At 33.3% G+C, this 24925-nt stretch carries 23 protein-coding genes and 1 riboswitch; of the genes, 17 read left to right on the forward strand and 6 right to left on the reverse strand.

The genetic code is table 11. The features are described from left to right. The first annotated feature begins 84 nt into the window (after positions 1-84). From GJJ64_RS04200 to GJJ64_RS04235, 8 genes are all read left to right on the forward strand, one after another. Complete coding sequence (locus tag GJJ64_RS04200) at positions 85-714, forward strand: hypothetical protein (RefSeq protein ID WP_154286487.1); 630 nt, start codon at positions 85-87, stop codon at positions 712-714. A gap of 222 nt (positions 715-936) precedes the next feature. Continuing rightward, a complete protein-coding gene (locus GJJ64_RS04205; RefSeq protein WP_039453760.1) occupies positions 937-1509 on the forward strand; it encodes a UbiX family flavin prenyltransferase in 573 nt (190 codons plus the stop codon). 62 nt (positions 1510-1571) lie between these two features. Beyond that, positions 1572-2891, forward strand: a complete 1320-nt coding sequence (gene mtaB / locus GJJ64_RS04210) for a tRNA (N(6)-L-threonylcarbamoyladenosine(37)-C(2))-methylthiotransferase MtaB (protein WP_154286488.1) — start codon at positions 1572-1574, stop codon at positions 2889-2891. 15 nt (positions 2892-2906) lie between these two features. Further along, a complete protein-coding gene (locus GJJ64_RS04215) occupies positions 2907-4070 on the forward strand; it encodes a prolipoprotein diacylglyceryl transferase (protein ID WP_154286489.1) in 1164 nt (387 codons plus the stop codon). After that, positions 4070-4531, forward strand: coding sequence for a GtrA family protein (locus tag GJJ64_RS04220; RefSeq protein WP_154286490.1), 462 nt, complete (start codon positions 4070-4072; stop codon positions 4529-4531). The genes GJJ64_RS04215 and GJJ64_RS04220 overlap by 1 nt, the downstream gene beginning before the upstream one ends. Beyond that, on the forward strand, positions 4524-5318 hold the full coding sequence (locus GJJ64_RS04225) for an inositol monophosphatase family protein (RefSeq protein WP_154286491.1): 795 nt from the start codon (positions 4524-4526) through the stop codon (positions 5316-5318). Before GJJ64_RS04220 ends, GJJ64_RS04225 begins: the two co-directional genes overlap by 8 nt. Beyond that, positions 5315-5800, forward strand: coding sequence for a heme-binding domain-containing protein (locus GJJ64_RS04230; RefSeq protein WP_149074165.1), 486 nt, complete (start codon positions 5315-5317; stop codon positions 5798-5800). Before GJJ64_RS04225 ends, GJJ64_RS04230 begins: the two co-directional genes overlap by 4 nt. A gap of 20 nt (positions 5801-5820) precedes the next feature. Next, positions 5821-6963 (forward strand): putative sensor domain DACNV-containing protein, encoded by a 1143-nt coding sequence (locus tag GJJ64_RS04235; protein WP_154286492.1) that lies wholly within the window; start codon positions 5821-5823, stop codon positions 6961-6963. On the opposite strand, the gene GJJ64_RS04240 is transcribed toward GJJ64_RS04235, so the two are convergent. Continuing rightward, positions 6952-7128: a hypothetical protein gene (locus GJJ64_RS04240; protein ID WP_154286493.1), complete on the reverse strand. Its 177-nt coding sequence runs from the start codon at positions 7126-7128 to the stop codon at positions 6952-6954. The two genes, GJJ64_RS04235 and GJJ64_RS04240, sit on opposite strands and share 12 nt — an antisense overlap. Further along, the gene (locus tag GJJ64_RS04245) at positions 7115-7390 is read right to left on the reverse strand and encodes a hypothetical protein (RefSeq protein ID WP_154286494.1); all 276 of its coding nucleotides are present in this window, start codon (positions 7388-7390) and stop codon (positions 7115-7117) included. Before GJJ64_RS04245 ends, GJJ64_RS04240 begins: the two co-directional genes overlap by 14 nt. A gap of 184 nt (positions 7391-7574) precedes the next feature. Then, positions 7575-7764, forward strand: a riboswitch (cobalamin riboswitch). 102 nt (positions 7765-7866) lie between these two features. Between GJJ64_RS04245 and GJJ64_RS04250 the strand changes: the two genes are divergently transcribed. The 5 genes from GJJ64_RS04250 (at position 7867) to GJJ64_RS04270 (ending at position 12487) form a co-directional block, all read left to right on the forward strand. Next, entirely contained in the window at positions 7867-9783 is a 1917-nt protein-coding gene (locus tag GJJ64_RS04250; protein WP_154286495.1) for a TonB-dependent receptor plug domain-containing protein, read from the forward strand. A gap of 35 nt (positions 9784-9818) precedes the next feature. Further along, positions 9819-10397 (forward strand): DUF6580 family putative transport protein, encoded by a 579-nt coding sequence (locus tag GJJ64_RS04255; RefSeq protein WP_154286496.1) that lies wholly within the window; start codon positions 9819-9821, stop codon positions 10395-10397. A gap of 170 nt (positions 10398-10567) precedes the next feature. Next, entirely contained in the window at positions 10568-11071 is a 504-nt protein-coding gene (locus GJJ64_RS04260) for a bifunctional adenosylcobinamide kinase/adenosylcobinamide-phosphate guanylyltransferase (protein WP_154286497.1), read from the forward strand. 8 nt (positions 11072-11079) lie between these two features. After that, entirely contained in the window at positions 11080-11772 is a 693-nt protein-coding gene (locus tag GJJ64_RS04265; protein WP_154286498.1) for an SIR2 family NAD-dependent protein deacylase, read from the forward strand. Continuing rightward, positions 11765-12487 carry a Dph6-related ATP pyrophosphatase gene (locus GJJ64_RS04270; protein WP_154286499.1) on the forward strand — a complete coding sequence of 241 codons (723 nt, stop codon included), beginning with the start codon at positions 11765-11767 and terminating at the stop codon, positions 12485-12487. The genes GJJ64_RS04265 and GJJ64_RS04270 overlap by 8 nt, the downstream gene beginning before the upstream one ends. 220 nt (positions 12488-12707) lie before the next feature. Here the strand turns inward: GJJ64_RS04270 and GJJ64_RS04275 are convergent, their stop codons facing one another. The 3 genes from GJJ64_RS04275 to GJJ64_RS04285 all read right to left on the reverse strand — a co-directional run bounded on the left by GJJ64_RS04275 (position 12708) and on the right by GJJ64_RS04285 (position 16570). After that, entirely contained in the window at positions 12708-14099 is a 1392-nt protein-coding gene (locus tag GJJ64_RS04275; protein ID WP_149074173.1) for an arginine decarboxylase, read from the reverse strand. Positions 14100-14190: 91 nt separating this feature from the next. Beyond that, complete coding sequence (gene ctlX / locus GJJ64_RS04280; protein WP_154286500.1) at positions 14191-15105, reverse strand: citrulline utilization hydrolase CtlX; 915 nt, start codon at positions 15103-15105, stop codon at positions 14191-14193. A 22-nt stretch (positions 15106-15127) separates the two neighbouring features. Beyond that, complete coding sequence (locus GJJ64_RS04285) at positions 15128-16570, reverse strand: arginine deiminase family protein (RefSeq protein WP_154286501.1); 1443 nt, start codon at positions 16568-16570, stop codon at positions 15128-15130. 120 nt (positions 16571-16690) lie between these two features. On the opposite strand from GJJ64_RS04285, the gene mnmE reads away from it, so the two are divergent. Together mnmE and GJJ64_RS04295 are read left to right on the forward strand one after the other, a co-directional pair. After that, positions 16691-18076, forward strand: coding sequence for a tRNA uridine-5-carboxymethylaminomethyl(34) synthesis GTPase MnmE (mnmE, locus tag GJJ64_RS04290; RefSeq protein ID WP_154286502.1), 1386 nt, complete (start codon positions 16691-16693; stop codon positions 18074-18076). 253 nt (positions 18077-18329) lie between these two features. Further along, positions 18330-21668: an Eco57I restriction-modification methylase domain-containing protein gene (locus GJJ64_RS04295; protein ID WP_154286503.1), complete on the forward strand. Its 3339-nt coding sequence runs from the start codon at positions 18330-18332 to the stop codon at positions 21666-21668. On the opposite strand, the gene GJJ64_RS04300 is transcribed toward GJJ64_RS04295, so the two are convergent. Beyond that, entirely contained in the window at positions 21652-22281 is a 630-nt protein-coding gene (locus GJJ64_RS04300; protein WP_317162911.1) for a TaqI-like C-terminal specificity domain-containing protein, read from the reverse strand. The two genes, GJJ64_RS04295 and GJJ64_RS04300, sit on opposite strands and share 17 nt — an antisense overlap. 42 nt (positions 22282-22323) lie before the next feature. Between GJJ64_RS04300 and GJJ64_RS04305 the strand changes: the two genes are divergently transcribed. Together GJJ64_RS04305 and GJJ64_RS04310 are read left to right on the forward strand one after the other, a co-directional pair. After that, positions 22324-22941: a master DNA invertase Mpi family serine-type recombinase gene (locus tag GJJ64_RS04305; protein WP_154286504.1), complete on the forward strand. Its 618-nt coding sequence runs from the start codon at positions 22324-22326 to the stop codon at positions 22939-22941. 101 nt (positions 22942-23042) lie between these two features. Then, positions 23043-24875: an ATP-binding protein gene (locus tag GJJ64_RS04310; protein ID WP_154286505.1), complete on the forward strand. Its 1833-nt coding sequence runs from the start codon at positions 23043-23045 to the stop codon at positions 24873-24875. Positions 24876-24925 lie beyond the last annotated feature (50 nt).

Genomic DNA, 24925 nt, shown 5'->3' on the forward strand with positions numbered 1-24925 from the left:
ATGAAACATTTATTAAACCTTATCGTTTTTAAGATGTTATAAGTTTACATCATCAATAATAAAGGAAAGCATATCCTCTATATCATGAAAGCAAATTATTTAATAACGCTGGGTTTTTGTATCCTTTTGCTGAATAGCGTGAATGCCCAAAGTTTAATCATCCCAGCAAAAGGAAAACACATTATAAAAGATAAATCCATTAAAGAATTAAGGTTAGACTCTTTGGTGCTCAATAAAAAGTCATCTTTAGAAATACAGGGCAAAAAAGATTTTACCATTTATGCTAATCATATCATCTTGGCAGATAAAACTTTTATCACTGCACATGATGATAAAAATAATGGAACCAATCTTATACTATCTGGTAAGTTTATAAAAATTGGTAAAACGGTTGTAGATGTATCTGGTAGAACTTACGAAGTAGGAAATAAAACCGAAGCAAATGGTAATGGTGGTAAGTTAACCATTGTGTATGATAGCGATGGTTTAAAACCTCAGCACTTAGACAACAAAGAAAAAAATTACATCGAAACTTTAGCTAAAGGAGCTTCAACCAGTACAAACCCTTATGTTGATGTTCAAAATTTATGGTATCGGGTAGCTTTAGGCTCCGGAATTGGTCGCTCGCCAATGGGTTTACCACAAGGAAAAGTATATGATGCCAGCGAAGGTAAGGATGGAGAAGTAGAAATTAAGCCTTTAAATGAAAATTAATTTCTCTTTAATTTCTATTTATTAACTCGAATAATCAATTGAAAAAAAAACAAAAAAAATCTGTTAAAATTTTATAAATATTTTGGTAATAATAAAAATGTTCCTACATTTGTAATGCCCTCCCAAAGGGCATGTTTTTCATAGGTAGATGTAGGGTCGAATACTTGTTATTCGGCCCTTTTTTATTTCAAACTAAATCTTAGCTTAGCCGTTAATATAATCATGAGAAAAAGAAAGATTGTTGTAGCCGTTACCGGAGCCAGTGGTGCTATTTATGCAAAACTTTTGTTAGATAAATTAGTGAAACTGCAAAATCAAATAGAAGCTGTAGGTGTTGTGATGTCTGATAACGCTAAAGACGTATGGCAATACGAGTTGGGTCATCAAGATTATCAAAACTATCCTTTTACTTTTTATGCTAAATCAGATTTCATGGCTCCATTTGCATCTGGCTCTGCCAAATACGATACCATGATTATTGTACCATGTTCTATGGGTACAATGGGGCGCATTGCAGCAGGAATATCAAACGATTTAACCACCAGAGCTGCTGATGTTATCCTTAAAGAAAGAAGAAAATTAATCTTAGTTGCCCGCGATACGCCTTTAAATCTTATTCATATCACCAATATGAAAACCGTAACAGAAGCAGGGGGTATCATTTGCCCAGCTATACCATCTTTTTACAGTAAGCCCCAAACTATTGAAGAAGTAGCTTTAACCGTGGTGAACAGAATTATTGATTTAGCTGGTTTAGATGATGATACTTACCGCTGGGGAGAAAATCAAGCTTAAAGCTGATGCTGATTTAAAATACCTTTCAACCAAAATTAGTATCTTTGCCGCCATTAATAGAGATGAATAAAAAAGTTGCTTTTTACACTTTAGGCTGTAAGTTAAACTATTCTGAAACTTCAACCATTGGCAGGCAGTTTAGTGCGGCTGGTTTTGATACGGTAGATTTTACCGATCAAGCTGATATATATATTATCAATACTTGTTCTGTAACAGAAAATGCCGATAAAAAGTGTAAGAAAGTAGTTAAGGAAGCTTTAAAGCACTCGCCATCTGCATATATCGCTATTGTTGGCTGTTATGCACAACTAAAACCTCAGGAAATTGCCAATATAGAAGGTGTAGATGTGGTTTTAGGTGCTGCCGAGAAATTTCAGCTGATAGAGCATATTACCGATTTAACTAAGAAGCCTAAAGCAGAAATTTATAATAAACCTATACAAGAGGATACAAGTTTTGTATCTGCCTTTTCTATTGGCGACCGTACCCGTACTTTCTTAAAAGTGCAAGATGGTTGCGATTATTCTTGTACTTTTTGTACTATTCCATTAGCCCGTGGTGAAAGTAGAAGCGATACCATTGCCAATGTTGTGAAACAAGCCGAAGAAATTGCAGCTTCTGGTATTAAAGAAATTGTACTTACAGGTGTGAATCTTGGAGATTTTGGTATTCGTGATGGCAAAAGAGAAGATAAATTCTTTGATTTGGTTAAAGCTTTAGATGAAGTGGAGGGTATCAACCGTATTCGTATATCATCTATAGAGCCTAATTTGTTAAGTACCGAGATTATTGAGTTTGTAGCACAGTCTAACAAATTTGTGCCTCATTTCCATATTCCATTACAATCTGGAACCAATAAAATATTAGCCTTAATGAAAAGGCGTTACCGCCGAGAGCTGTATGCGGATAGGGTAGCTACTATAAAAAGTATCATGCCCAATTGCTGTATAGGTGTTGATGTTATTGTTGGTTTTCCCGGAGAAACTCGTCAGGATTTTTTAGATACTTATGAGTTTTTAAATCAATTAGACATATCATATTTACACGTTTTTACCTATTCTGAAAGAGAAAACACACCTGCCGCAACTATGGAAGGTGCTGTGCCTATGCATGAAAGGGCAGAACGTAGTAAAATGCTCCACATCTTATCAGATAAAAAAAGAAGGGCTTTTTACGAAACCGAAGTGGGCAACATAGCCGAAGTTCTTTTTGAAGGAGATATTAAAGAAGGTTTTATGCATGGTTTTACCAGAAATTATGTAAAGGTAAAAGCTAAGTATGACCCTATTCTAGTAAATGAAATTAAAACCGTTAAGTTAGAACAAATCAGTGCCGATGGGGATATGGAAGTTACTGAAGTTCAAGAAATTCTTACCCACTAAAAACCAAAATTATTTATGTTTCCTACGCTATCTTATCTTATCGAGTATTTAACAGGTGTAAATATTCCTTTGCCAATACAAACTTTTGGTTTTTTTGTTGCCTTAGCTTTTATGGCAGGTTATTGGGCTTTCTCAGAAGAGTTTAAAAGAAGAGAGAAATTAGGCGAGGTACATCCTTTTCAAAAAACGGTAGTTATAGGAAAAGGGCTTAGCACCAATGAAATTATCTTGAACGGGATATTTGGCTTTTTGATAGGCTTTAAACTGGTATACGGTATTTTTAATTATGCCGAGTTTGTAAACAGTCCGCAAGACGTTTTATTATCTACCAAAGGGAATTTTGCTGCTGGTTTTTTAATTGCCATTTTATTTATTTATTGGGCTTATACCGAGAATAAGAAACAAAAACTTGCTCAACCTAAAACAGTTGTTCAAACGGTTCATCCACATGAATTAATGGGAACTTTAATTGCTTGGGCTGCCATTACAGGTATTTTAGGGGCAAAAATTTTCGATAATTTAGAATATTGGGATCGCTTTATGCAAGACCCTATTCAAAACCTATTATCATTTAGTGGTTTAACTTTTTACGGTGGCTTAATTTGTGGTGGAGCAGCAGTATTGTATATCGCCAATAAAAACGGTATCAAACCAGTTCACATGTTAGACATTGGCGGACCGGGTATGATGTTAGCTTATGGCGTTGGGCGTTTAGGCTGTCAGTTATCTGGTGATGGAGATTGGGGAATTGAAAACTTAAACGCAAAACCTAATTGGTTAACTTGGTTGCCAGATTGGGCTTGGGCTTCCAAATATCCGCATAATGTGATTAACGAGGGTGTGCCAATTGCCGGCTGCGAAGGTAAGTTTTGTTTCGAGTTAGCTAATCCTGTTTATCCCACACCATTATATGAAGCTTTTATCTGCATCCTACTTTTTGCCTTTCTTTGGGCTATAAGAGATAGAATTAAAGCTCCGGGTTTGTTGTTTTCTATTTACCTGATTTTAAATGGTATAGAACGTTTTTTAATAGAAAGTATTCGTGTAAACTCTAAATATGAAGTTGCCGGACTTTCCTTCACACAAGCCGAATTAATTTCATCAATTATGATATTAGCAGGTATAGGAGGCATTATTTGGTCTGTAAAAAATTATAAGTCGGGAAGGGCGGTAGCCTAATGCCTGTTTTATTAAAATCAGAGACTTTAAATGCTTTTTATCAACATAAAATGGTGCGTTTTTTCCTTTCTGCAGGAATTGCCACCATTACAGATGTTTTGGTGTATTATACCATCATCAATTATGTATTAAAGAATCAAAGTATACAATTTAACCAGTTTAGGGCTAGTGCCCACGAGTTTACTTTAACCATTTCTTACTCGGTTGGTATTATTGTTAATTTCTTAATTACCAAATACACCGTATTTAACGAATCTAGTCTGAAAGCCAGAAAGCAATTTATACGCTTTGCTACCATAGCTTTTATTGGTTTTTTTGCTAATTACGCTTTATTAAGATTTTTTGTAGAGCTGTGTGGTTTTTGGCCTACGGCCGGGCGTATTAGTTCTGCTTTAAGTTTAGGTTTTGCCAGTTACTACATCCATAAATTATTTACGTTTAAAGTTCGTACCCATGCTTAACTATCAGGAATTGTGTGATGAAGTTATCCGTATTGCTAAAGAAGCCGGAGCTTTTATCAGAAAAGAATCAGCATTATTTCAATCCTCAAAAATAGAATATAAAGGTACCAATGATATGGTTTCTTACGTGGATAAAACCTCTGAAGAAATGATTGTATCAGCCTTAGCAAAAGTTTTACCTGGTTCTGGCTTTATTGCCGAAGAAGGAGAACATCAAAAAGCCGAAACTTTTAATTGGATTATAGACCCTTTAGATGGCACTACCAATTTCATTCATGGTATTCCGGCTTTTGCGGTAAGCATAGCTTTGCAAGAAGGAGATGAACTGGTTTTAGGTGTAGTTTATGAAATTGGTAAGGACGAATGCTTTTACGCTTGGAAAGGAAGCGCTGCTTTCTTAAATGGTAAAGAAATAAAAGTCTCTGCTAGTACTAAAGTAGCCGATAGCTTGCTAGCAACAGGTTTTCCTTATTATGATTTTACCCGTAAAGATGCCTATATGGCATTATTTGGAGATTTAATACAAAGCTGCCACGGTTTAAGAAGGATAGGAGCTGCTTCTGTAGATTTAGTTTATACAGCTTGTGGTCGTTTTGATGCTTATTTTGAATACAATTTAAAACCTTGGGATATTGCAGCAGGGATGTTTATTGTACAACAAGCAGGCGGAGAAAATTTTGATTTTGAAGGAGGGAAAAATGCTTTAAAAAATTGCGATATTGTATCCACAAACGGACACATATCACAAGAATTATTAAGGGTTATAAACAAGTATTTTAAATCATGAAGAAGAAAATTTTATTAGGCTTATTGGCTGTTTTGGTGATTATACAATTTATTAAACCAGAAAAAAATGTAAGCTCTACACCATCTGTTAACAGTATACACAATAAGTTTCCTGCAAATGAGGAAACCATGCAGATTTTAAAAACTGCTTGTAATGATTGCCATACCAACAATACCGTTTACCCTTGGTATGCTCATATACAGCCAGTGGCTTGGTGGTTAGATAGCCATGTAGATGATGGTAAAAAACATTTAAATTTTGATGAGTTTTTAACTTACAAACTTAAAAAGCAAGACCATAAACTAGAAGAATTAATAGAGTCTCAGGAAGACCATTGGATGCCTTTAGATTCTTATACTTGGATACATAAAGATGCTAAGTTAGATGAAAAACAAAGACTTGCATTGGTTAATTGGGCTAAAGAAACACGTTTAAAAATTCAAAGCGACCCTGCTTTTGCATTAGAAGAAGATAAAAAATAGAAAAATGTATAATGGCTTCTATGCAATACTCCCCAAAGTATCAGTCGGCAAAAATTGTTGCTCCTAAAATAGAGGAGCACTTTCTGCATCATATTGCTTTAGCAAGCCATAAAGGAGAGCAGGATATTGCTACTATACCGCAGGTAAGTATCATAGAAGCTATTATTGATGTTTGTTTCTGGGCGAGTTTTAGAAGTGAAGAAGGTAAATATCCACGTATTTCTTTAGCTTTTTTATCTCCAGAGCAAGCTTTACATCCGGTAGTATTTCAAGAGAAATTAAGTTTAAATGCTTATGTACTTTCTAAATTAGCCCCAGGTATAGAAGGTGCCGGTATACATTTAGGCGTTTGGTATCAGGATGGTGAGCTTTATGTTTGGGGCTCTACCACCAGCATTCCCGATTATTGTTTCGTTTTAGATGTTTCTGAACCTGGCTTATTGGTAATCAAACATAAGCGTATTAATGGTTACGGAAAATTTACCAACGTTGTCATCCTCAAGGGTGATGAAATTAAAATTGTGAATGAAGATAGTGGTATGCTACCTGATAGTCCGCAAATTCTGAAATCACTTTTAGGTTTTACGGCACCATATTTAAGAAACGATACGGCTAATATCCTGATACAATTAGCAGTTTTTATGCGCTCTCATGGTAGAGGAGGGACTTTGTTGCTTACTCCTTCCAATGGTGAACTTTGGAAATCTTCATTAATACAGCCTTTTCACTATCAGTTGAATCCACCGTTTGAAGGCTTAGCTAATTTAATTTTAAAAGACGGTGCTAACATCAGTGAAAGCTTATGGGTAAGTAAGCTAAAAAGAGAAGTTGATCATATTGCTGGCTTTACAGCTATAGATGGCGCAACGGTTATTAATGATAAATATGAGCTTTTGGCTTTTGGTGTAAAGATTGGCAAGCGAGAAGGAAATACCAGCGTAAAAAAGATAGCTTTTATTGAGCCTGTTATAGGTGGTGAGGCTTCTTTGTTAGAAGTTTCGAGATTGGGTGGTACCAGACACCTTTCTGCCGCTCAGTTTGTTTTTGATAATCATGATTGTATTGCTTTGGTAGCTTCGCAAGATGGATATTTTACAGTGTTGTCTTGGTCAGAAAGTATGAAATGCGTACAAGCGCATCGTATAGAAACTTTACTTTTTTAACTTCTTTTTGTTTGAGCTTTCATTGTCTGTTTCAAAAATAGAAACAGGTTTATTAGCAATCTCATCGTTTCTTTTTACCAATAAATCTCTTTTAGCTTTTAGCTTTTTCCAGTCTTTTCTATTGGCTTGTGGTTCATCAAAAGTCATAGCTTTAAATTTTAGCATGTCTAAAAATTAATAAATTAACCGTTAAAACTGCAGCACCCAATAGAAACTGAAACATATCGCCAAAAGGCAATAATTTTAAAGAAATAATCCAGCTGCCTATACTCAAAATTGATAAAACATAGAGTAAACTAGTGTATAACACATGCTGTTTGCCTTTATTTAGTTCTTCACTTAGTCTGTGTTGATGATGATTAAAATTTGTTTGTAGTGCGCTTTTGCTTTTTAAAGCTTTTACGCTACTGGCGATATTGATTTTCATAGCGATAATATTTTGGTAGACTATAAACTATAATCGATAACTGTACCAAAAAATCAATAAAATAGCTTTTACAGAAAATATATCAATTTGGGAGCTTTTAACTTAATGCTATAGCTTTTTTATAAAATTTTAGCGCCTATTGTGAATTGTTTAAAAAAAAATACAGCAGTCAATTGTTTAACTGTTATCTTCGCGGCGTTATGGTTCTCGTTTTAGAACGAGATTAAAAGGGAATGAAGTGTAATTCTTCAACTGTCCCGCAGCTGTAAGCTCTTTAAAACTGTTTCTAAATTTTGCCACTTGTCTGGTTCTACAGATGGGGAAGGCTAGAAACGGGGAGTAAGTCAGAAGACCTGCCTAACAGTTAAAAATTCATAGCTTTCGGGGATTGAAGCGTTTGAATGAGAATACTACCATAAGGTATTTCAATTTCAAAACCAATTTTCTGTTTGCTGTGGGCTAAAACTCACAACAAAATGAAAAGAAAAAACATTTACGTTGCAGCAGGCCTAGGGCTTGTTCAACTGGCATTAACAGATGCCCGGCTTTATGCACAATCGCAAAAGCCTAGTTCTTTAAACGAGGTAGTGGTTACAGCATCTCGTTCTCCAAAAAAAATCAGTGATATTGGTAAAATGGTTAGGGTAATCTCTAGAGAAGAGATAGAGCGCTCTCAAGGTAGGACTTTACCAGAATTGTTAAACACTGTTCCAGGTTTAAATGTTACCGGTAGCGGTAGCGCTTTAGGCGAAGTAAAATCAGTTTATCTAAGAGGTGCATCAACAGCTAATACGCTTATTTTAATAGACGGTATTCCGGTGAATGATGCATCAGGAATTTCTGGTGAATATAATTTAGCAGCTATCGCAATAGACCAAATAGAAAGAATAGAAGTATTAAAAGGTGCTAGCTCTACTTTATATGGTTCAGATGCTGTAGCAGGTGTTATCAATGTCATCACTAAAAAAGGAGAGGGCAAGCTTAAAACAAATGCCTTGTTAAGTGGTGGCTCTTACAATACTTACAAACAAGCTGTTGGTCTTAATGGTAATATCAATAAAACAGCTGTAGCTTTAAATTTTTCTAATTTAGATAGTAAAGGTTTTTCGTCTGCCCAGCCTTTAAATGCAGCTTCTCTTTTTGAGAAAGACAAATTTAGTCAGCAAGGTTTAAGTCTTAATTTATCTCAATACCTTAACAACACCGTAAAAATATTAGGTGGTTTACAACTTAATAATAATAAATCTGGTTTAGATGGTGGAGCTTTTCAAGACAATACTAATTATAACTACAATAAAGTAGCTTTATTAGGAAATATTGGCGTTAATGTAGCTTTAAGAAAAGGTAATTTAAGCTTAATAGCTAGCCAAAATAATGTATCTAATAAGTTTAATAATAACGGCGCTAATAGTTATTATAAAGGCAGTATTACCAATGTAGAAAGTATATTCTCATACAAAGTGAATAACTTTTTAGATTTAACATCAGGGGCTAATTACAAATACAGTGCTACCGACCAATTTAGTGGTTTTGGTGCGCCACTTACTGCAGGAAATGCTAATAACAATATCGCTAGTCTTTTTACCTCTCTATTCTTTAACGTAAAAGATGTTTTTAGGATGGAGCTAGGTGGTAGATACAATAACCATAGCGCTTTTGGAGATAATTTTACTTATACTTTTAATCCTTCTGTATTACTATTCAATAGTATTAAGGTTTATGGTAATATTTCTTCTGCTTTTAGAGTACCAAGTTTATATCAGCTTACTTCAGAATATGCAGACCCTAATGGATTAAACCCAGAAACATCTTTTAACTATGAGGCTGGCTTTAGTACAGATTTATTCCAGAATAAATTAAACATCAATACCAGCGTCTTTTTTAGAGAGATTGATGATGTGATTGATTTTGGCTCTAGAGCAGATGGTAGCTTTGGTTATTTAAATCAGAATCAGCAAAATGATGAGGGTATAGAAACCGAAATTGGCTTTAAACCTAGCGATAAATTAAGCATCAGTGCATTTTATGCTTATGTATATGGTAGGGTAATTAAATCTCCGGGTACGCCAGGAGCTTTTAATCTTTCTAGAAGACCAGTAAATTCATCAGGCGCTAATGTGAGCTATAACTTGAATAAAAACTTAAGTTTTAGCCTATTATACAAATGGACAGATAGTAGAAGAGATATTTATTACGATACCGATTTTAACGAACAAAATGTAGTTTTAACATCGTATCATAAGTTTGATGCCTATGTACAGTATAAAACAAAGAAAAATGTTACGCTTTTCGCGGATGTAAAAAATCTCTTTGATGCCAGATATAATGATTTTGCAGGCTATAATACCATGGGTACAAACTTTAATGTAGGTATAAGCTTTCTTTTTCAATAAGATTTAATAAATTTACCATTCATAATTTATAACATATGTCTTTAAATAAAATAAACGTAAGAAACTGGGTATTGGTAGTGATGATTCTTGCCGCAGCTGCTACAAGATTTTTTAGCTTAGGCGAACAAACTGCTTGGTCAAATTTTACCCCTGTAGGTGCAATTGCTATGTTTGGTGGTACTTATTTTACCAATAAATACAAAGCTTATTTAGTTCCTCTAATTACCCTTTTTATAAGTGATATTTTTGTAACCTATTCTTACACAGGAGAGTTTACTTTATTTTACGATGGTTTTATTTGGGTTTATATCTGCTTTGTAGCTATGGTATTTATTGGAAGTTTAATTAAAACAGTTAATGTAAATACTGTTTTATTAGGTTCATTAGCTGGTGTTTTAATTCATTGGTTAGTTACTGATATTGAACCTTGGTTAGGTGGCACTTTATACAATAAAGACATTACAGGTTATTACCAATCTTTAATTGCAGCAATTCCTTTTGAGAAAAACCTATTGTTAGGAAACTTAGTATTTGGTGCAGTTTTATATGGTGGTTTTGAATTAGCAAAATCTAAATTCACTATCTTAAAAAGTCAAAAAGAATTGGCATACTAATGCCAAATGGTATACCTTAAAGAGGTTGTCTAAATAATCGTATTTGTCACATTGAGCGGAGTCGAAATGTACTCTGAATTACTCAAAAAAGGCTTCGACTCCGCTCAGCCTGACAAAAAATGATGTTGTAAGACAACCTCTTTTTTTGTGTTTAAAATTTAAGAAATATCATGATTTACTATATATCTGGGGGTGCCCGTTCTGGGAAAAGTAGTTATGCACAAAATCTTGCTTTATCTTTAACCAATAAGCCTGTTTATTTGGCTACGGCCCGTAATTGGGATAAAGATTTTGAAAAACGTATCATCAGGCATCAACAAGACCGAGATGAGCGCTGGGAGAATATAGAAGAAGAGAAATATCCCGCTAAAATTGATTTTACAGGCAAAGTAGTAGTTATAGATTGTGTAACCTTATGGCTTACCAATTTTTTTGTAGATACTAAATACGATGTAGAAGCATCTTTAGAACAAATAAAACAAGCTTTTGATGATTTAACGCAACAAGAGGCTACTTTCATCATCATCTCTAATGAATTAGGAATGGGCTTACATGCCGATACAGAATCCGGAAGGAAGTTTACCGATTTGCAAGGTTGGTGTAATCAATACATTGCTAAAAAATCGGATAAAGCTATCTTTATGGTATCAGGTTTACCACTTACGCTAAAATAAATTGCCTTATGAAAAAGAAAATCATTGTTTTAACTGGTGCCGGTATCAGTGCGGAAAGTGGCTTAAAAACTTTTAGAGATGCCGATGGCTTGTGGGAAGGTTATGCTATTGAAGATGTTGCTACACCAGAAGCTTGGCAAAGAAACCCAGCCTTAGTACAGCAGTTTTATAATGAAAGAAGAAAAGGTGTTTTAGCAGCAGAACCTAATCCTGCACATTTTGCCTTGAAAAAATTAGAAGAAAAGTTTGAAGTCCTAATCATCACCCAAAATATTGATGATTTACATGAGCGAGCAGGTTCTTCAAATATTATGCATTTACATGGAGAAATTGTTTATGCCCGCTCTTCGCAGAACCCGGCCTTGCTATATAAATTAGATAAGCCTGAAATAGAAATGGGAGAATTATGTGAGTTAGGCAGTCAGCTACGCCCACATGTGGTGTGGTTTGGCGAGGCTGTACCCATGATTACCAAGGCTATGCATGAAATGCCTTTGGCGGATATAGTTATCTTAATTGGCAGCTCATTAGCTGTGTATCCCGCTGCGGGTTTATTAGAGCTTGCTCGTAAGGAGGTACCTGTTTATGTTATAGATCCTAAAATACCTGAAGTTAGAATCTCCAATCCACTTATTAAAATAGAAGAGAAAGCTAGCCTTGCTGTTCCTCTTTTAGTTGAAAAACTGTTGAAACATGAATAGGAAACCATGTATTTTTAATTGGAGCGGGGGTAAAGACTCGGCTTTAGCTTTATATTACTTATTGCAAAATCCAGATTATGAGGTTAAATATTTGGTAACTACTATTAATGATAGTTTAAATCGTATTTCTATGCATGGAGTACGAGAATCACTCTTGTTGCAACAGGCAGCAAGCTTAGGTATTCCATTATATCAAATTAGATTACCGGAAATGCCAGGTATGTCAGTATATGATGAAATCATGCATCATCATTTAACCATTCTGAAAGAAGAAGGAATTACACATTCCGTTTTTGGAGATATTTTTTTGGAGGATTTAAAAGCTTACCGCGAAGCGAAATTACAAGAAGTAGGGATGGAGGCCGTATTTCCACTGTGGCAAAAAGATACTAAAAAATTAATTCACGACTTCTTGAATTTAGGTTTTAAAACTGTAATAGCTTGCACACAAGAAAATTTAGGAGCTTATGTAGGGAAAGTTATTGATATAGCTTTAATAAACAGTTTGCCAGAAAATATAGACCCATGCGGAGAAAACGGAGAATTCCACACTTTTGTGTTTGAAGGCCCGATATTTAAAAACGCTATTTCTTATACTTTAGGCGAGAAAGTTTTTAAAAGCTATCCAACTCCCAAAAATGAAGATGATGTTTGCTTTACAAAAGACGATAAACCTAAAAACCTAGGCTTCTGGTATGTGGATTTGGTGGGGTAGATGTACTAGTTTGTTAGGTGGTTAGTTGGTTAGTTTGTTAGGTGATTGATTTATTAGTTTGTTAGGTGGTTAGGGGTTAGTTTTTTTGTTCATTGGTTCACTAGTTGATTAGGGCCTATAAATTTGTATAATTAGTCTTAAAAACAAAAAGTGCTTAAACTCTACAGAATTTAAGCACTTTTAACTTATTACTTTTGAATTTTCACTTTTGAATTTTCAATTAAATATATCCCAGAATCTTCAAAACTTGTTTACTGTTTTGCTCTTCGCCAAAAACCTCATAGTTAAAAGTTTCGTCTCTATTTCTTCTGATGATGACATGCTTAGGAGAAGGTAATAAGCAATGGTGTATACCACCGTATCCACTTAAAACTTCTTGATAAGCACCCGTATGGAAGAAACCCAAATATTGTACTTTACGTGTTTTAGGCATAAAAACGCTGTTCATGTGTGCTTCTTGGTTGTAATAATCTTGTCCGTCGCAGGTAATACCACCTAAGTTAACACGTTCATATTCAGCATCCCAATTATTAATAGGTAATAAAATATAACGCTGATTTAATGCCCAAACATCAGGAAGGTTAGTGATAAAAGAACCATCAAGCATTAACCACTTTTCACGATCGTTTTGTTGTTTTCTACCTAGTACTTTGTATAGGATACCAGAAGCTTCGGCACAAGTGTATTTGCCAAATTCGGTAATAATATCTGGTTCCATTACCTCATGTTCGGCACAAATTTCTTTAATACGTTTTACAATCTCATTGATCATGTATTCATAATCAAAATCAAATACCAAAGAATCTTTAAATGGCATACCACCACCAATATCTAAAGTATCTAATTCTGGATTGATTTTCTTGAACTTACAATATAAGGTAACGTATTTTTCTAACTCGTTCCAATAATAAGGTGTATCAGAAATACCAGAGTTGATGAAAAAGTGTAGTAGTTTAACTCTAAAATTAGGGTTTTTGCTGATTTTAGAATTATAAAAGTCTATAACATCTTCTTGTCTTATTCCTAAACGTGAGGTGTAGAACTGAGAATCTGGCTGCTCTTCTGCTGCAATTCTAATTCCTAAGTTACAAGGGATATCTAGCTCAACTTCATCATCATATAAATTAAACTCTTCTTTATTGTCTAAAACAGGGATAATATTTGTAAAACCATCATGCAACATATCTATAATATATTGCTTGTATTGAAAAGTTTTAAAACCGTTACAAATAACCGTAATATCTTTAGTAACTGCACCTTTCTTCTCCAAAGCATCAATCATAGGCATATCAAAAGCTGACGATGTTTCTAAGTGAATATCATTCTTTAAAGCTTCCTCTACAATATGCTTAAAGTGCGAGCTTTTGGTACAATAGCAGTATTTATAACTACCACGATAGTTGTTTTTAAGAATAGCAGTTTGAAATAGAATCTTGGCCTGCTGAATTTTTTTACTGATGATAGGTAAATAGGTGAAGCGCAGGGGAGTACCGTACGTTTCAATCATCTCCATTAGGTTTAGATCATGAAAATATAATTCATCATCAATAATGTCAAAACCTTCTTGTGGGAAACCAACACTGAGGTCTAAGAATTCTTCGTAACTCTGCATTCTTTAGAATAAAATTTTCGCAAAAATGTAATTAAAAAATGAAAAAATGTTAGTCTTATTGTAAAATTAATTTGAATATACTTTTGCGCTATTATAGAGACGGTAAATGAACTTCAGCTATCATGCATCGGGCACTTCCACCACCGTTTTTTTCTATGGTTTCTAAAGGCGCTTCTACTATTTTTACAAACTGTTCTATTTCTTGTATTTGTTTAGGGTTTAAGCTATTGTAGGCACTTCTAGACATCACCAAAAGGTGCTCGCCATTTGTGTTTTGTAACGCTAACATGTTTCCTGCAAATTGATTCATTTGTGCTAAAGAAATCTCTATCAGTAATTTGCCAGTTTTACTTAAACTGTCTTTTATAAGTTGTTGCTCTTTTAAATCTTTAACAGCAGCGAGACAAACTACAGCAAATTTTGGAGCTACGCACATCATCACGTTAGTATGGTAAATAGCTAAGCCTTTATCATCTTCTGCATGAAACATCATAGCTGTGTAACCGCTTTGTTTACAAAATTCATGTAAAACTTCTTGATGCGTTCTGGCAGATAAGCAAGCATAAGCTATTTTATTTTCACGGTCTAGCACCATGCTACCCGTACCCTCTAAAAATTTATGCTCTTTCTCATAAAAGCTTAAATCTTTTAATGCTTTAACCTGATAATGCTTTTTTAAACTTTCAATAATATCTAATCTTCTTTCTTGCCTGCGGTTTTCTGCTAGCATTGGGTAAAGAAAAATTTCACCGTTTTCATGAAAAGAAATCCAGTTGTTGGGGAATATAGAGTCGGGGGTGTGTGGCTCTAAAGTATCTTGTATAATATTAATATTAAGTTTATTAGCTCTCAATACTTCAACAAAAGCATCAAATTCTTTTAAAGCTTTTTCTTGTACTTCTTCTTGAGCAGTTTGTGCATCCTGAAAAGCATTACTATCTAGTGTTTGTTGGTTAAGCGCAAAGGCAACGGGCCTAATCATTAATATCTGAGATGTGGTTTGCATGGTGTCTCTTATTGATGAATCATTAAATATCTGCTCTTAGTAAAGGCATACTCATACAGTGGAAACCACCACGAGCTCTTGATAGCTCTGCAGATGGCATAGTAATGAAAGTATCTGTTAAATCTTCTACCTGTAACTCGTTGTTTTCTAGCTTTTGCAGCAGTTTCTTTACTGGGATAACTTTAAATCCTTTTTGCTTAAAAGCCTCAATGGTATGGTCGTTTCTATCATAACCCAAAACAACACCTTCTTTAATGGCAAGCAGGTTACAAGAATCTGTCCATTGCTCACGAGAATCAAAAGGAAATTTTTGGTTGCCAGAATAAATAAACTCTACTTTTTCTGTTGATTTTAAATCGTTTACACTGATATCTTCTAGTAAATCTTCAATACAAGCAAATCTTTTAGGATATTGAACTTTACCTTTAACAAATTGCGTAATTTCTGCTTTTTCTGATACTTGTTCTTTTAATAAATGGTCTATAGGTTCAGAACCATCGCCACTAAAATCTGCTTTACCAATAGCGTGTAAAATTACCCAAACATTGCGCTTAACCTGTGTAAAAACGGTATCTATGTGCATAAAATCTCGCTTATGCGGAATTTTAACTACTGAAACTTTATCTACCACGTTCTTCTCAAATAGTATCTTTATAGCTTCGTTAATGCCACGAGCGGATGTTCTTTCGCTATGCCCAATAATCACATGGTTTTTGCTTACCACCATAACATCACCACCTTCCAAGGTGTTTTTTTCTACTTGCTCTTCACCAGGCCTCAAGAAATATTGCAAAGAATCAGGAATTTCAATAATGTTCGCTTTATAAGCTTTAAATAAAGGGTGATTAAAGAAAATGTATTTTGCTAAAAGAGCTTCTCTGGAACGGGCTTTTTTAGCAGGTTTATTGAGTAAAACAAAATTATTGATGGTAATGCCTATATCTCTAGTAAAAATAAGATTTGGGATAGGCGCAAAAATCATAGTATCATCATTTAAAGAACCAGAAATCATCACTTTAGCCAAATCCTCTGGTGATGTTTCTAATAACTCCTGCTGTAAAAGGTAATTGCAATCTTCTATGGCGCAAACTGCCGCAACTAGCTTTTTCTTGATATTTTCATCAGTAAGGATGTCTTTTAATAAAAGCTGTATTTCTATTACTTTATCAGATTTATAAAAATTAGCATGACCCGGCTTATAAAAATCTCTGCTTTTATCAGCATCAATATCTTTAAGCTTTCCTCTAATTTTAGTAGGGTCTAAAAAGTACAAGAGTAATTTTATATAATAATCGTACTCGTCTTTTCTGATGGTATCTAAATGAACAATATCTTCAAACAACCAATCTTGCGCTTTAGATGGCACTACACGCCCCAATCCGCTATCCGGACTGTGTATGAGTAATCTTTCTAAAGTTCCAATTTCTGAGCTTACTTGTAATTTAAAATGTGGATCTAATAGCATAAATTTTATCTATTTACTCCAATTTAACAGATTTACCTTAAAATATGTGTTAAGCTCATATAAAATTTACAATAGTAGGTCCCTCAATCATCTAACATAAAACAATATCTTTGCAGGTATATGTCTTTACATCAAGAAGAAACCATTGTTGCTTTGGCAACACCAGCAGGAATAGGGGCAATTGGCGTTATCAGGCTATCAGGGCCAGAAGCTATAAGCATCACCAATAAAGTATTTTATGGTAAAAATTTAGAAACCCAAGACTCACATACCATACATTTTGGAACCATAAGAGATGAGGGTTTTATTATTGATGAAGTTTTAGTTTCGCTTTTTATAGCTCCAAAATCATATACCAAAGAGAATGTGGTGGAAATTAGCTGCCATGGCTCAGATTATATCATTGCCAGCATCATTAAATTGATGATTAAAAATGGTGCTAGAGCAGCAAAAGCGGGCGAATTTACTTTAAGAGCTTTTTTAAATGGTGGCTTAGATTTATCTCAGGCAGAAGCTGTTGCAGATTTAATTGCTTCAAGTTCAAAATCGGCACACCAGCTGGCTTTACAGCAGATGCGTGGTGGTTTTTCTAACGAGTTGAAAAACTTAAGAGAGCAATTGATTCATTTTGCTTCTATGATAGAGTTGGAATTAGATTTTAGCGAAGAAGATGTAGAATTTGCAAACCGCGACCAGCTTAAACAACTTATTTTGGCTATTAATAAAGTAGTTTTAAGGTTAATACAATCTTTTGAGATGGGTAATGTCATTAAAAACGGCATACCCGTTGTAATTGCAGGAAAGCCCAACGTTGGGAAATCTACCTTGTTAAATGTTTTATTAAATGAGGAAAGAGCCATCGTTTCTGATATTGCTGGTACTACCAGAGATACCGTAGAAGACGAAATTACTTTGCAAGGTGTGCGTTTTAGATTTATTGATACCGCTGGGATAAGAGAAACAGCAGACATTATTGAAGCAAAAGGAGTAGAGCGCACTTTTGAGAAGATAAAATCATCGGCCATTGTGCTTTATCTGTTCGACCCAAGAGAGACATCCTTAACAGAATTAAAAGCTATTATTGATGATTTACAACAAGTTATCCAAGAAAATAATAGCAAGTTACTTTTGGTAGCCAATAAAACCGATGAAACACAGGTTAACGATGCCTTAAGTGGCTTTGAATCTTTAGGCGAGATTTTATATATCTCAGCAAAGGAAAAACACAATATTCAATTATTAGAAGATGAGCTTTTAAAAGCAGCAAACCTTAGTCAAATCAATAAAGATGAAGTGATTGTAAGCAATATCCGTCATTTAGAGGCTTTACAAAAAACAGAAGCATTATTAAGCCGAGTTTTAAACGGTATAGATAACCCTGTAACTTCCGACTTTTTAGCTATGGATATTAAACAGGCTTTATACTATCTGGGTGAAATAACTGGCACCGTTACTACGGATGATTTGTTGGAGAATATATTTAGTAAGTTTTGTATTGGGAAGTAGATTTTTTATTGACCTAATTGTGTGTTGGCTTTCGCCGATGTATAAGAAGATTTATTAATGAAGTTTCTTACCTTGTAAAAATTGAAAATTATATGTTATAGCATATAAATCATTGTTTTTCGTGAATTTTATATGTAAAAGCATATTGAAAAAATAGTTTTTTTGCTTAAATCCTTATTTGCAAAACTATTAACTTAAAATTATATTTACCAAATCCCAAAATTTAATACCATCATATTATTACAGAACCTACATGGATAACCTAATAAATAATTTCTCCATTGATGCTTTACAAAGCTTTTTTTACAACAAAATATCAAGCTTTAAACCTATTAAAGAAAATCTTTCGGACATTTTATTAAAAAATAATTTCAACCAGTTTACTGATTTATTAAAAATAGGCGAAACCACTTTTAATGGCTCCGAAGATTTATTGGTTTTTACATGTAAAGCAAAAACTATTTTATCAGAACGTTCTTCAAAAAAACAACAGTTTGAAATTGCTAAAAAAGTCCTAAAAGAAGATTTTAAAGATGGTGCCATCTTTGTTTTTTATGATGATGCAGGTAGTTTTAGATTTTCTTTCCTCCGTAAAAACTACGGAAATAAGGAGCAGAAATTCACGACTTGGAAACGCTATACCTACTACATAGAGAAAGATAAAACTAACAAAACCTTTAAAAATAGAATTGGAAATGCCGATTTTTCCTCTTTAGACGCAATACAAAAAGCTTTCAGTGTAGAGAAACTGACTGAAGATTTTTATAAAGAGCTTTTCGCGTGGTATCAATGGACATTATCAGAAGAAATTGGGGTAACGTTTCCAAACAATACAGAAACACATGAAGATGACCGAGTAAAATTAGAAGAACAGATTATACGTTTGATAACTAGATTATTATTCGTCTGGTTTATTAAACAGAAAAAACTTGTTCCTGCTCATTTATTTGATACTGAAAATTTAAAAAACTATTTAAAAGATTTCAATCCTAATAGTAAAGAAGATGGCAATTATTACAATGCCATTTTACAAAACCTATTCTTTGCAACATTAAACAAGGAAATCTCCGAAAGAGCATTCTCAAAATTAGTTAAAGAACGAGATATAAAAACATTATACCGTTATGCAGAAATGTTTTCAATCTCTGAAACAGAAGTTTTAGCCTTATTTAACCAAGTACCTTTCCTAAATGGTGGTTTGTTTGAATGTTTAGATAAAACAGAAAAAATGAACGGTACTAACCAAGTCTTAGATGGCTTTAGTAAAAACCCTACTAAATCTGCTAATGGTAATTTTAAGCACCGGGCATTTATCCCAAATTGTATCTTTTTTGATGATAAAAAAGGTATAATTCCACTTTTAGAACGCTACAACTTTACGGTAGAAGAAAATGCTCCAAATGAGATACAGGTTGCGCTAGACCCAGAATTATTAGGTAATGTTTTTGAAAATTTATTAGGTGCTTTTAACCCAGAAACTAAAGAAACTGCTCGTAAACAATCAGGGTCTTTTTATACTCCAAAAGAAATTGTAAGTTATATGGTAGATGAAAGCTTAATCTTTTATCTGCATAATAGCTTTCCAAATTTAAAAGAAGAAAGTATCCGAGAACTATTTACAGCAGAAGAATTACCACTTGATTTTGCTAATAACCAAGCACTTTGTGAAGAAGTATCCTTAAAATTAAAAGAAATTAAAATATTAGACCCTGCTTGTGGTTCTGGTGCTTTTCCAATGGGTATTTTAAACAGAATGGTAGAGGTATTAGAAAAACTAGCTTGTCATAAAGAAAAATCTATTTACGATTTAAAACTTCATTTAATAGAAGAATGTATTTATGGGGTTGATATACAAACCATAGCAGTACAAATAAGCAAGTTGCGTTTCTTTATATCGCTTATTGTGGAAGAACACGATATTGATTTTACAAATCATCAAAACAACTATGGGATTCTTACCTTACCAAATTTAGAAACAAAATTTGTAGCTGCTAACACTTTAATTGGTATAAAACGTAAACCAGCGCAACACAATTTATTCGAAAATCCACAAATTGACCAAACTAAAGAAGATTTATTAGAAATTAGAAAAGAGCATTTCTACGCTAAAACAGCTAATCGTAAAAAAACTTTGAGAGAAAAGGATGCCGAGTTAAGAGAAAAACTATCACTACTACTTCAAAACAATAACGATTATACGGCTGAAGATGCCATACAATTTTCAAAGTGGAATCCTTACGACCAAAATGCTAGCTCTCCATTTTTTGATGTAGAATGGATGTTCGGCTTAAAAAGTGTAAGTGCTAATGAAGGTTGTTTTGATGTTGTGATTGGGAATCCACCTTATGTTCAATTACAAAAAGACGGCGGTAGACTAGCAAAAATGTATGATAAATTAGGCTATAAAACTTTTGAAAGAATGGGAGATATTTATTCGCTTTTTTATGAAAAAGGTAATCAAATTTTGAAAAATGGTGGATGTTTAACATATATAACAAGTAATAAATGGATGAGGGCTGGATATGGAGAAAGTACAAGAAGATATTTTGCAGAAAAAACTAATCCAATTTTACTAATTGATTTTGCTGGACACAAAATATTTGATAATGCAACTGTAGATACAAATATCTTAATGTTTCAAAACGCTAAAAATGAAGGTGAAACAAAATCCTGTATAGTTAAAAAAAAATGGGATGATAGTTTACATAATTATGTTAATGATAATCAAACTATAAATAGTTTTACCTCATCTAATAGTTGGATTGTTTTAAGCCCAATAGAATTAGGAATTAAAGAAAAAATAGAAAAAATAGGTACACCACTTAAAGATTGGGATGTAAATATTTATCGAGGAATTCTCACAGGTTACAATGAAGCCTTTATTATTGATGGTAAAAAGAAGGATGAGTTAATAGCAGAAGATCCAAAATCTGCCGAAATTATTAGACCTATTTTAAGAGGTAGGGATATAAAACGTTATTCATACGAATTTGCTGAATTATATATAATTGCCATGTTTCCAAGTAAAAAATATGATATTGAAAATTATCCCGCTGTAAAACAGCATCTTTTAAGTTTTGGATATGATAGATTGAAACAAACTGGAGATAAAGGCGCCAGAAAGAAAACAACCAATAAATGGTACGAAACACAAGATAGTATAGGTTATTGGGAGGATTTTTATAAACAAAAAATAATCTATCCAAACATGACTAAATATCTACCATTTGTATTTGATGATAAGGGATATTTAACAAACCAAAAGTGTTTTATTATTACAGGGGAGAATATCGCTTTTTTAACTGCTTTTTTAAATTCTTCTCTTTTTAAATATTGTTTTAAAGATAACTTTCCTGAATTATTGGGAGGAACAAGAGAGTTAAGTAAAATATTTTTTGAAAAGATACCTGTATTGCAAGTTTCAGAAGATATTAATACTGAATTTGAAAGATTAATTAATCAACTTCAAGATTCCATCAATAATAGTCAAGTAACTCAACTACTTGAGATACAAATTGATAATAAAATTTTTGATTTATATTGTTTAAATAATGAAGAACGAGAAATTATTGGTTTTATTGAGATTGAATAAAGTTAAATTCTTCATTTGTTAATTTGTACAAATTACTAACTAGAACTTCAATTTTTGATTCAAGAATTCTGGTGTCTTCGTTTTTTTTCTTTTTTACTATTATCTCATTTACTAATTTAATAAATGATTTCTGCTCAATTTCAGATATTATTGGGATTGGGAACATGTTTACATTTTGTCCGCCAACTTGGACATCCCCAACACCTGTTTTATTCATGTTAGTAATAAAGCTATACCATATTATAATTTTTGAATTCAAAATAGAAAGTAGATACTCTAATCCTTTACCTATCAGAATATAACAAGCATTATTGACTATATATCGATCTGAATCTATGGAAAATGCCATTTGATTACCAATAATTTTCCAAATTATTTTTTGTTTATAAAAATCCTCCATATAAGCACAATTCCTTAAATTGTAGAGTGTATCTCCCTTATCAGTCCTTTTTGCTAAAATTTCAAAGTATTGATCTAAATGTTTTTTTATTGCAGGATAATCCTCTGCCTTAATAGGTTTTATGCCTTTTTCTTTAACTCCATTGTGTATATTGATTAACCATATATCAGCAAAATCATAAGTATATTTTTTAATATCTCTGCCTCTTAAAATAGGTCTATTATCTTATACAATTTTTAACAATATATTTAAGCCATGATATACGGTTACATAAGAGTAAGTACTGATAAACAAACAGTAGAAAATCAAAGATTTGAAATAAATCAATTTTGTAGCAAACAAGAATTGTTTATAGAAAGATGGATAGAAGAAACTATTTCAGGCACAAAGGAAGTTGATAAACGTACTCTCGGAAAGCTTCTAAAAAAGACTCAAAAAGGTGATGTATTAATTTGTTCAGAATTATCACGTTTAGGTAGGAGCTTATTTATGATAATGGAAGTACTCAATTATTGCATGAAAAAAGAAGTGCAGGTTTGGACTATAAAAGATAATTATCGTTTAGGGAATGATATAAATTCTAAAGTGCTCGCATTTGCTTTTGGATTATCTGCCGAAATAGAAAGAAACTTGATCTCCCAAAGAACTAAAGAAGCACTTTCAAGAAAAAAAGCAGAAGGCGTTGTTCTTGGCAGGCCGATAGGAAAAAAATCAACAAAAGTTAAACTAACTGGTAAAGAGAAAAAAATTTCAGATTTACTAAAAAAAAATGTTTCTTACAGTGCAATTGGAAGAATATTAGGAGTACATCGCTTAACTGTTTCTAAGTTTGCACATGAAAGACTAAAATCCTTAACTAATTTAAACTTTTAATATATTGTTTTGTAAATTCATTCAAAAAGTAGTTCTCTTTATGGGGTTAAAATTTCCCTGAAATATAGAAGAGTTCTTTAATTTTAAATTAGAAATTTGGTATGCAAAGCCTTTCAGAAATTATCAATTTATTAAACAGTACAGATGAATGCGCTACCCTAGAAGCTAAAAGAGGTACGGCCATTGGTCATTCGGTTTTAGAAAGTATTTGTGCTTTTGCAAACGAGCCAGGTTTAGGTGGTGGTACTATTATTTTAGGGGTAACCCGTGATGAAAGCTCCTTATTTCCTGTATATCAAATAGAAGGTATAAAAGATCCAGATAAATTACAAGCTGATTTAGCCAGTCAAACCGCATCATTATTTAACCAACCTATTAGACCACAAATAGAGTTAGAAACAACGCCGAATAATAAATTAGTACTTAAAATTAAAGTACCTGAACTTCCAGATGGGCAAAAACCACTATATTTTAAAAACGAAGGCTTACCCAAAGGTGCATACAGGCGTATTGGTTCTACAGACCAGCATTGTACCGAAGATGATTTATTTGTTTTTTACAACAAGGAAGATAGTTTAGATAGTACCATAGTTAATGATACTAGCTTAGAAGATATTAGTGAAGAAGCTATCACACTATACCGTAATTTACGTAGCAAAGTAAATGAATATGCAGAGGAATTAACTTATAGTGATATTGATTTACTTCGCTCGTTAGGATGTATAAAAAAGCATAAAGACGATTATAAATTAACTTATACAGGTTTATTGGTTTTTGGTAATAGAATGGCTTTAAGACGCTTAATGCCAATGGTAAGGGTAGATTATATACGAGTTCCCGGCAACACCTGGGTAGAAAACCCCGACAGTAGGTTTACTACTGTAGATATGCGTGGCCCCATGATACAATTAGTGCAACGTATTTTTAGTGCCATAGCAGATGATTTACCCAAAGGTTTTCTATTACCAGAAGGCGAGTTACAAGCTACCAATATTGGTTTGCCATCTAAAGTGTTACGTGAAGCAATAGTTAATGCACTTATCCATCGTACTTACAGAGAGAATCAGCCTATTCAAATTATTAGGTATGGCAATCGTTTAGAAATTAAAAACCCAGGCTTTTCGCTTAAACCCGAAGAACAATTAGGAGAGCCTGGCTCTAAAAATAGAAACCCCTTTATCGCATCCATATTTCACGAAACAAACTTAGCAGAAACCAAAGGTAGTGGAATAAGGATTATGCGTAGCTTAATGGAAAAATCATCACTAGCTCCACCAACATTTGAAAGTAACCATACAGCAAATCAATTTACAACAAGGTTATTACTGCACCACTTCCTTAGTGAAGCTGATATAGCATGGCTTAAAACGTTTGAAGTTTACCAATTAAACGACGCACAAAAAAGAGCTTTAATTTTTGTTAGAGAAACAGGAGCCATAGATAATCAAGCTTATAGACAACTTAATGGATGTGATATTTTAAAAGCGAGTACAGAGTTAAGAGCCATGAGAGATGTTGCATTATTGCAGCAAAAGGGTAAAGGAAGAGCCACTTATTATATTATAGATAGTGGGTTTAATGCACCACTTACATCGCTAAGTACACCAGTTAGTGTGCTTAGTGCATCAGTTAATACACAACCTAATACCCTTAATACAGAACCTCAATCGTTATTACATGAGTTTCCAGATCATTTGCAAAGTGAGATAGCTCAAATTACAGTGAGAGAGAAAGACATCAATAAGATAAAAAATCTGATTTACAAAATATGTAAGCATAGAAGTTGTTCTGTAAGAGAAATTGCAGCGCTCATAAAAAGAAAAGAAAATACAGTATTAAGAAATTATATTATACCTATGAAAGAGGATAATAAACTTCAATACACAATTCCTGATATGCCAAATCATCCAGATCAAGCCTATCAATCTATTTAATAAACACACTTAATACATAAGCTAGCTTATGTATTAGTGCTTAATACATA

Origin of the sequence: Pedobacter puniceum, assembly GCF_009674685.1 — a bacterium.
Classification (GTDB): Bacteria; Bacteroidota; Bacteroidia; order Sphingobacteriales; family Sphingobacteriaceae; genus Pseudopedobacter; species Pseudopedobacter puniceum.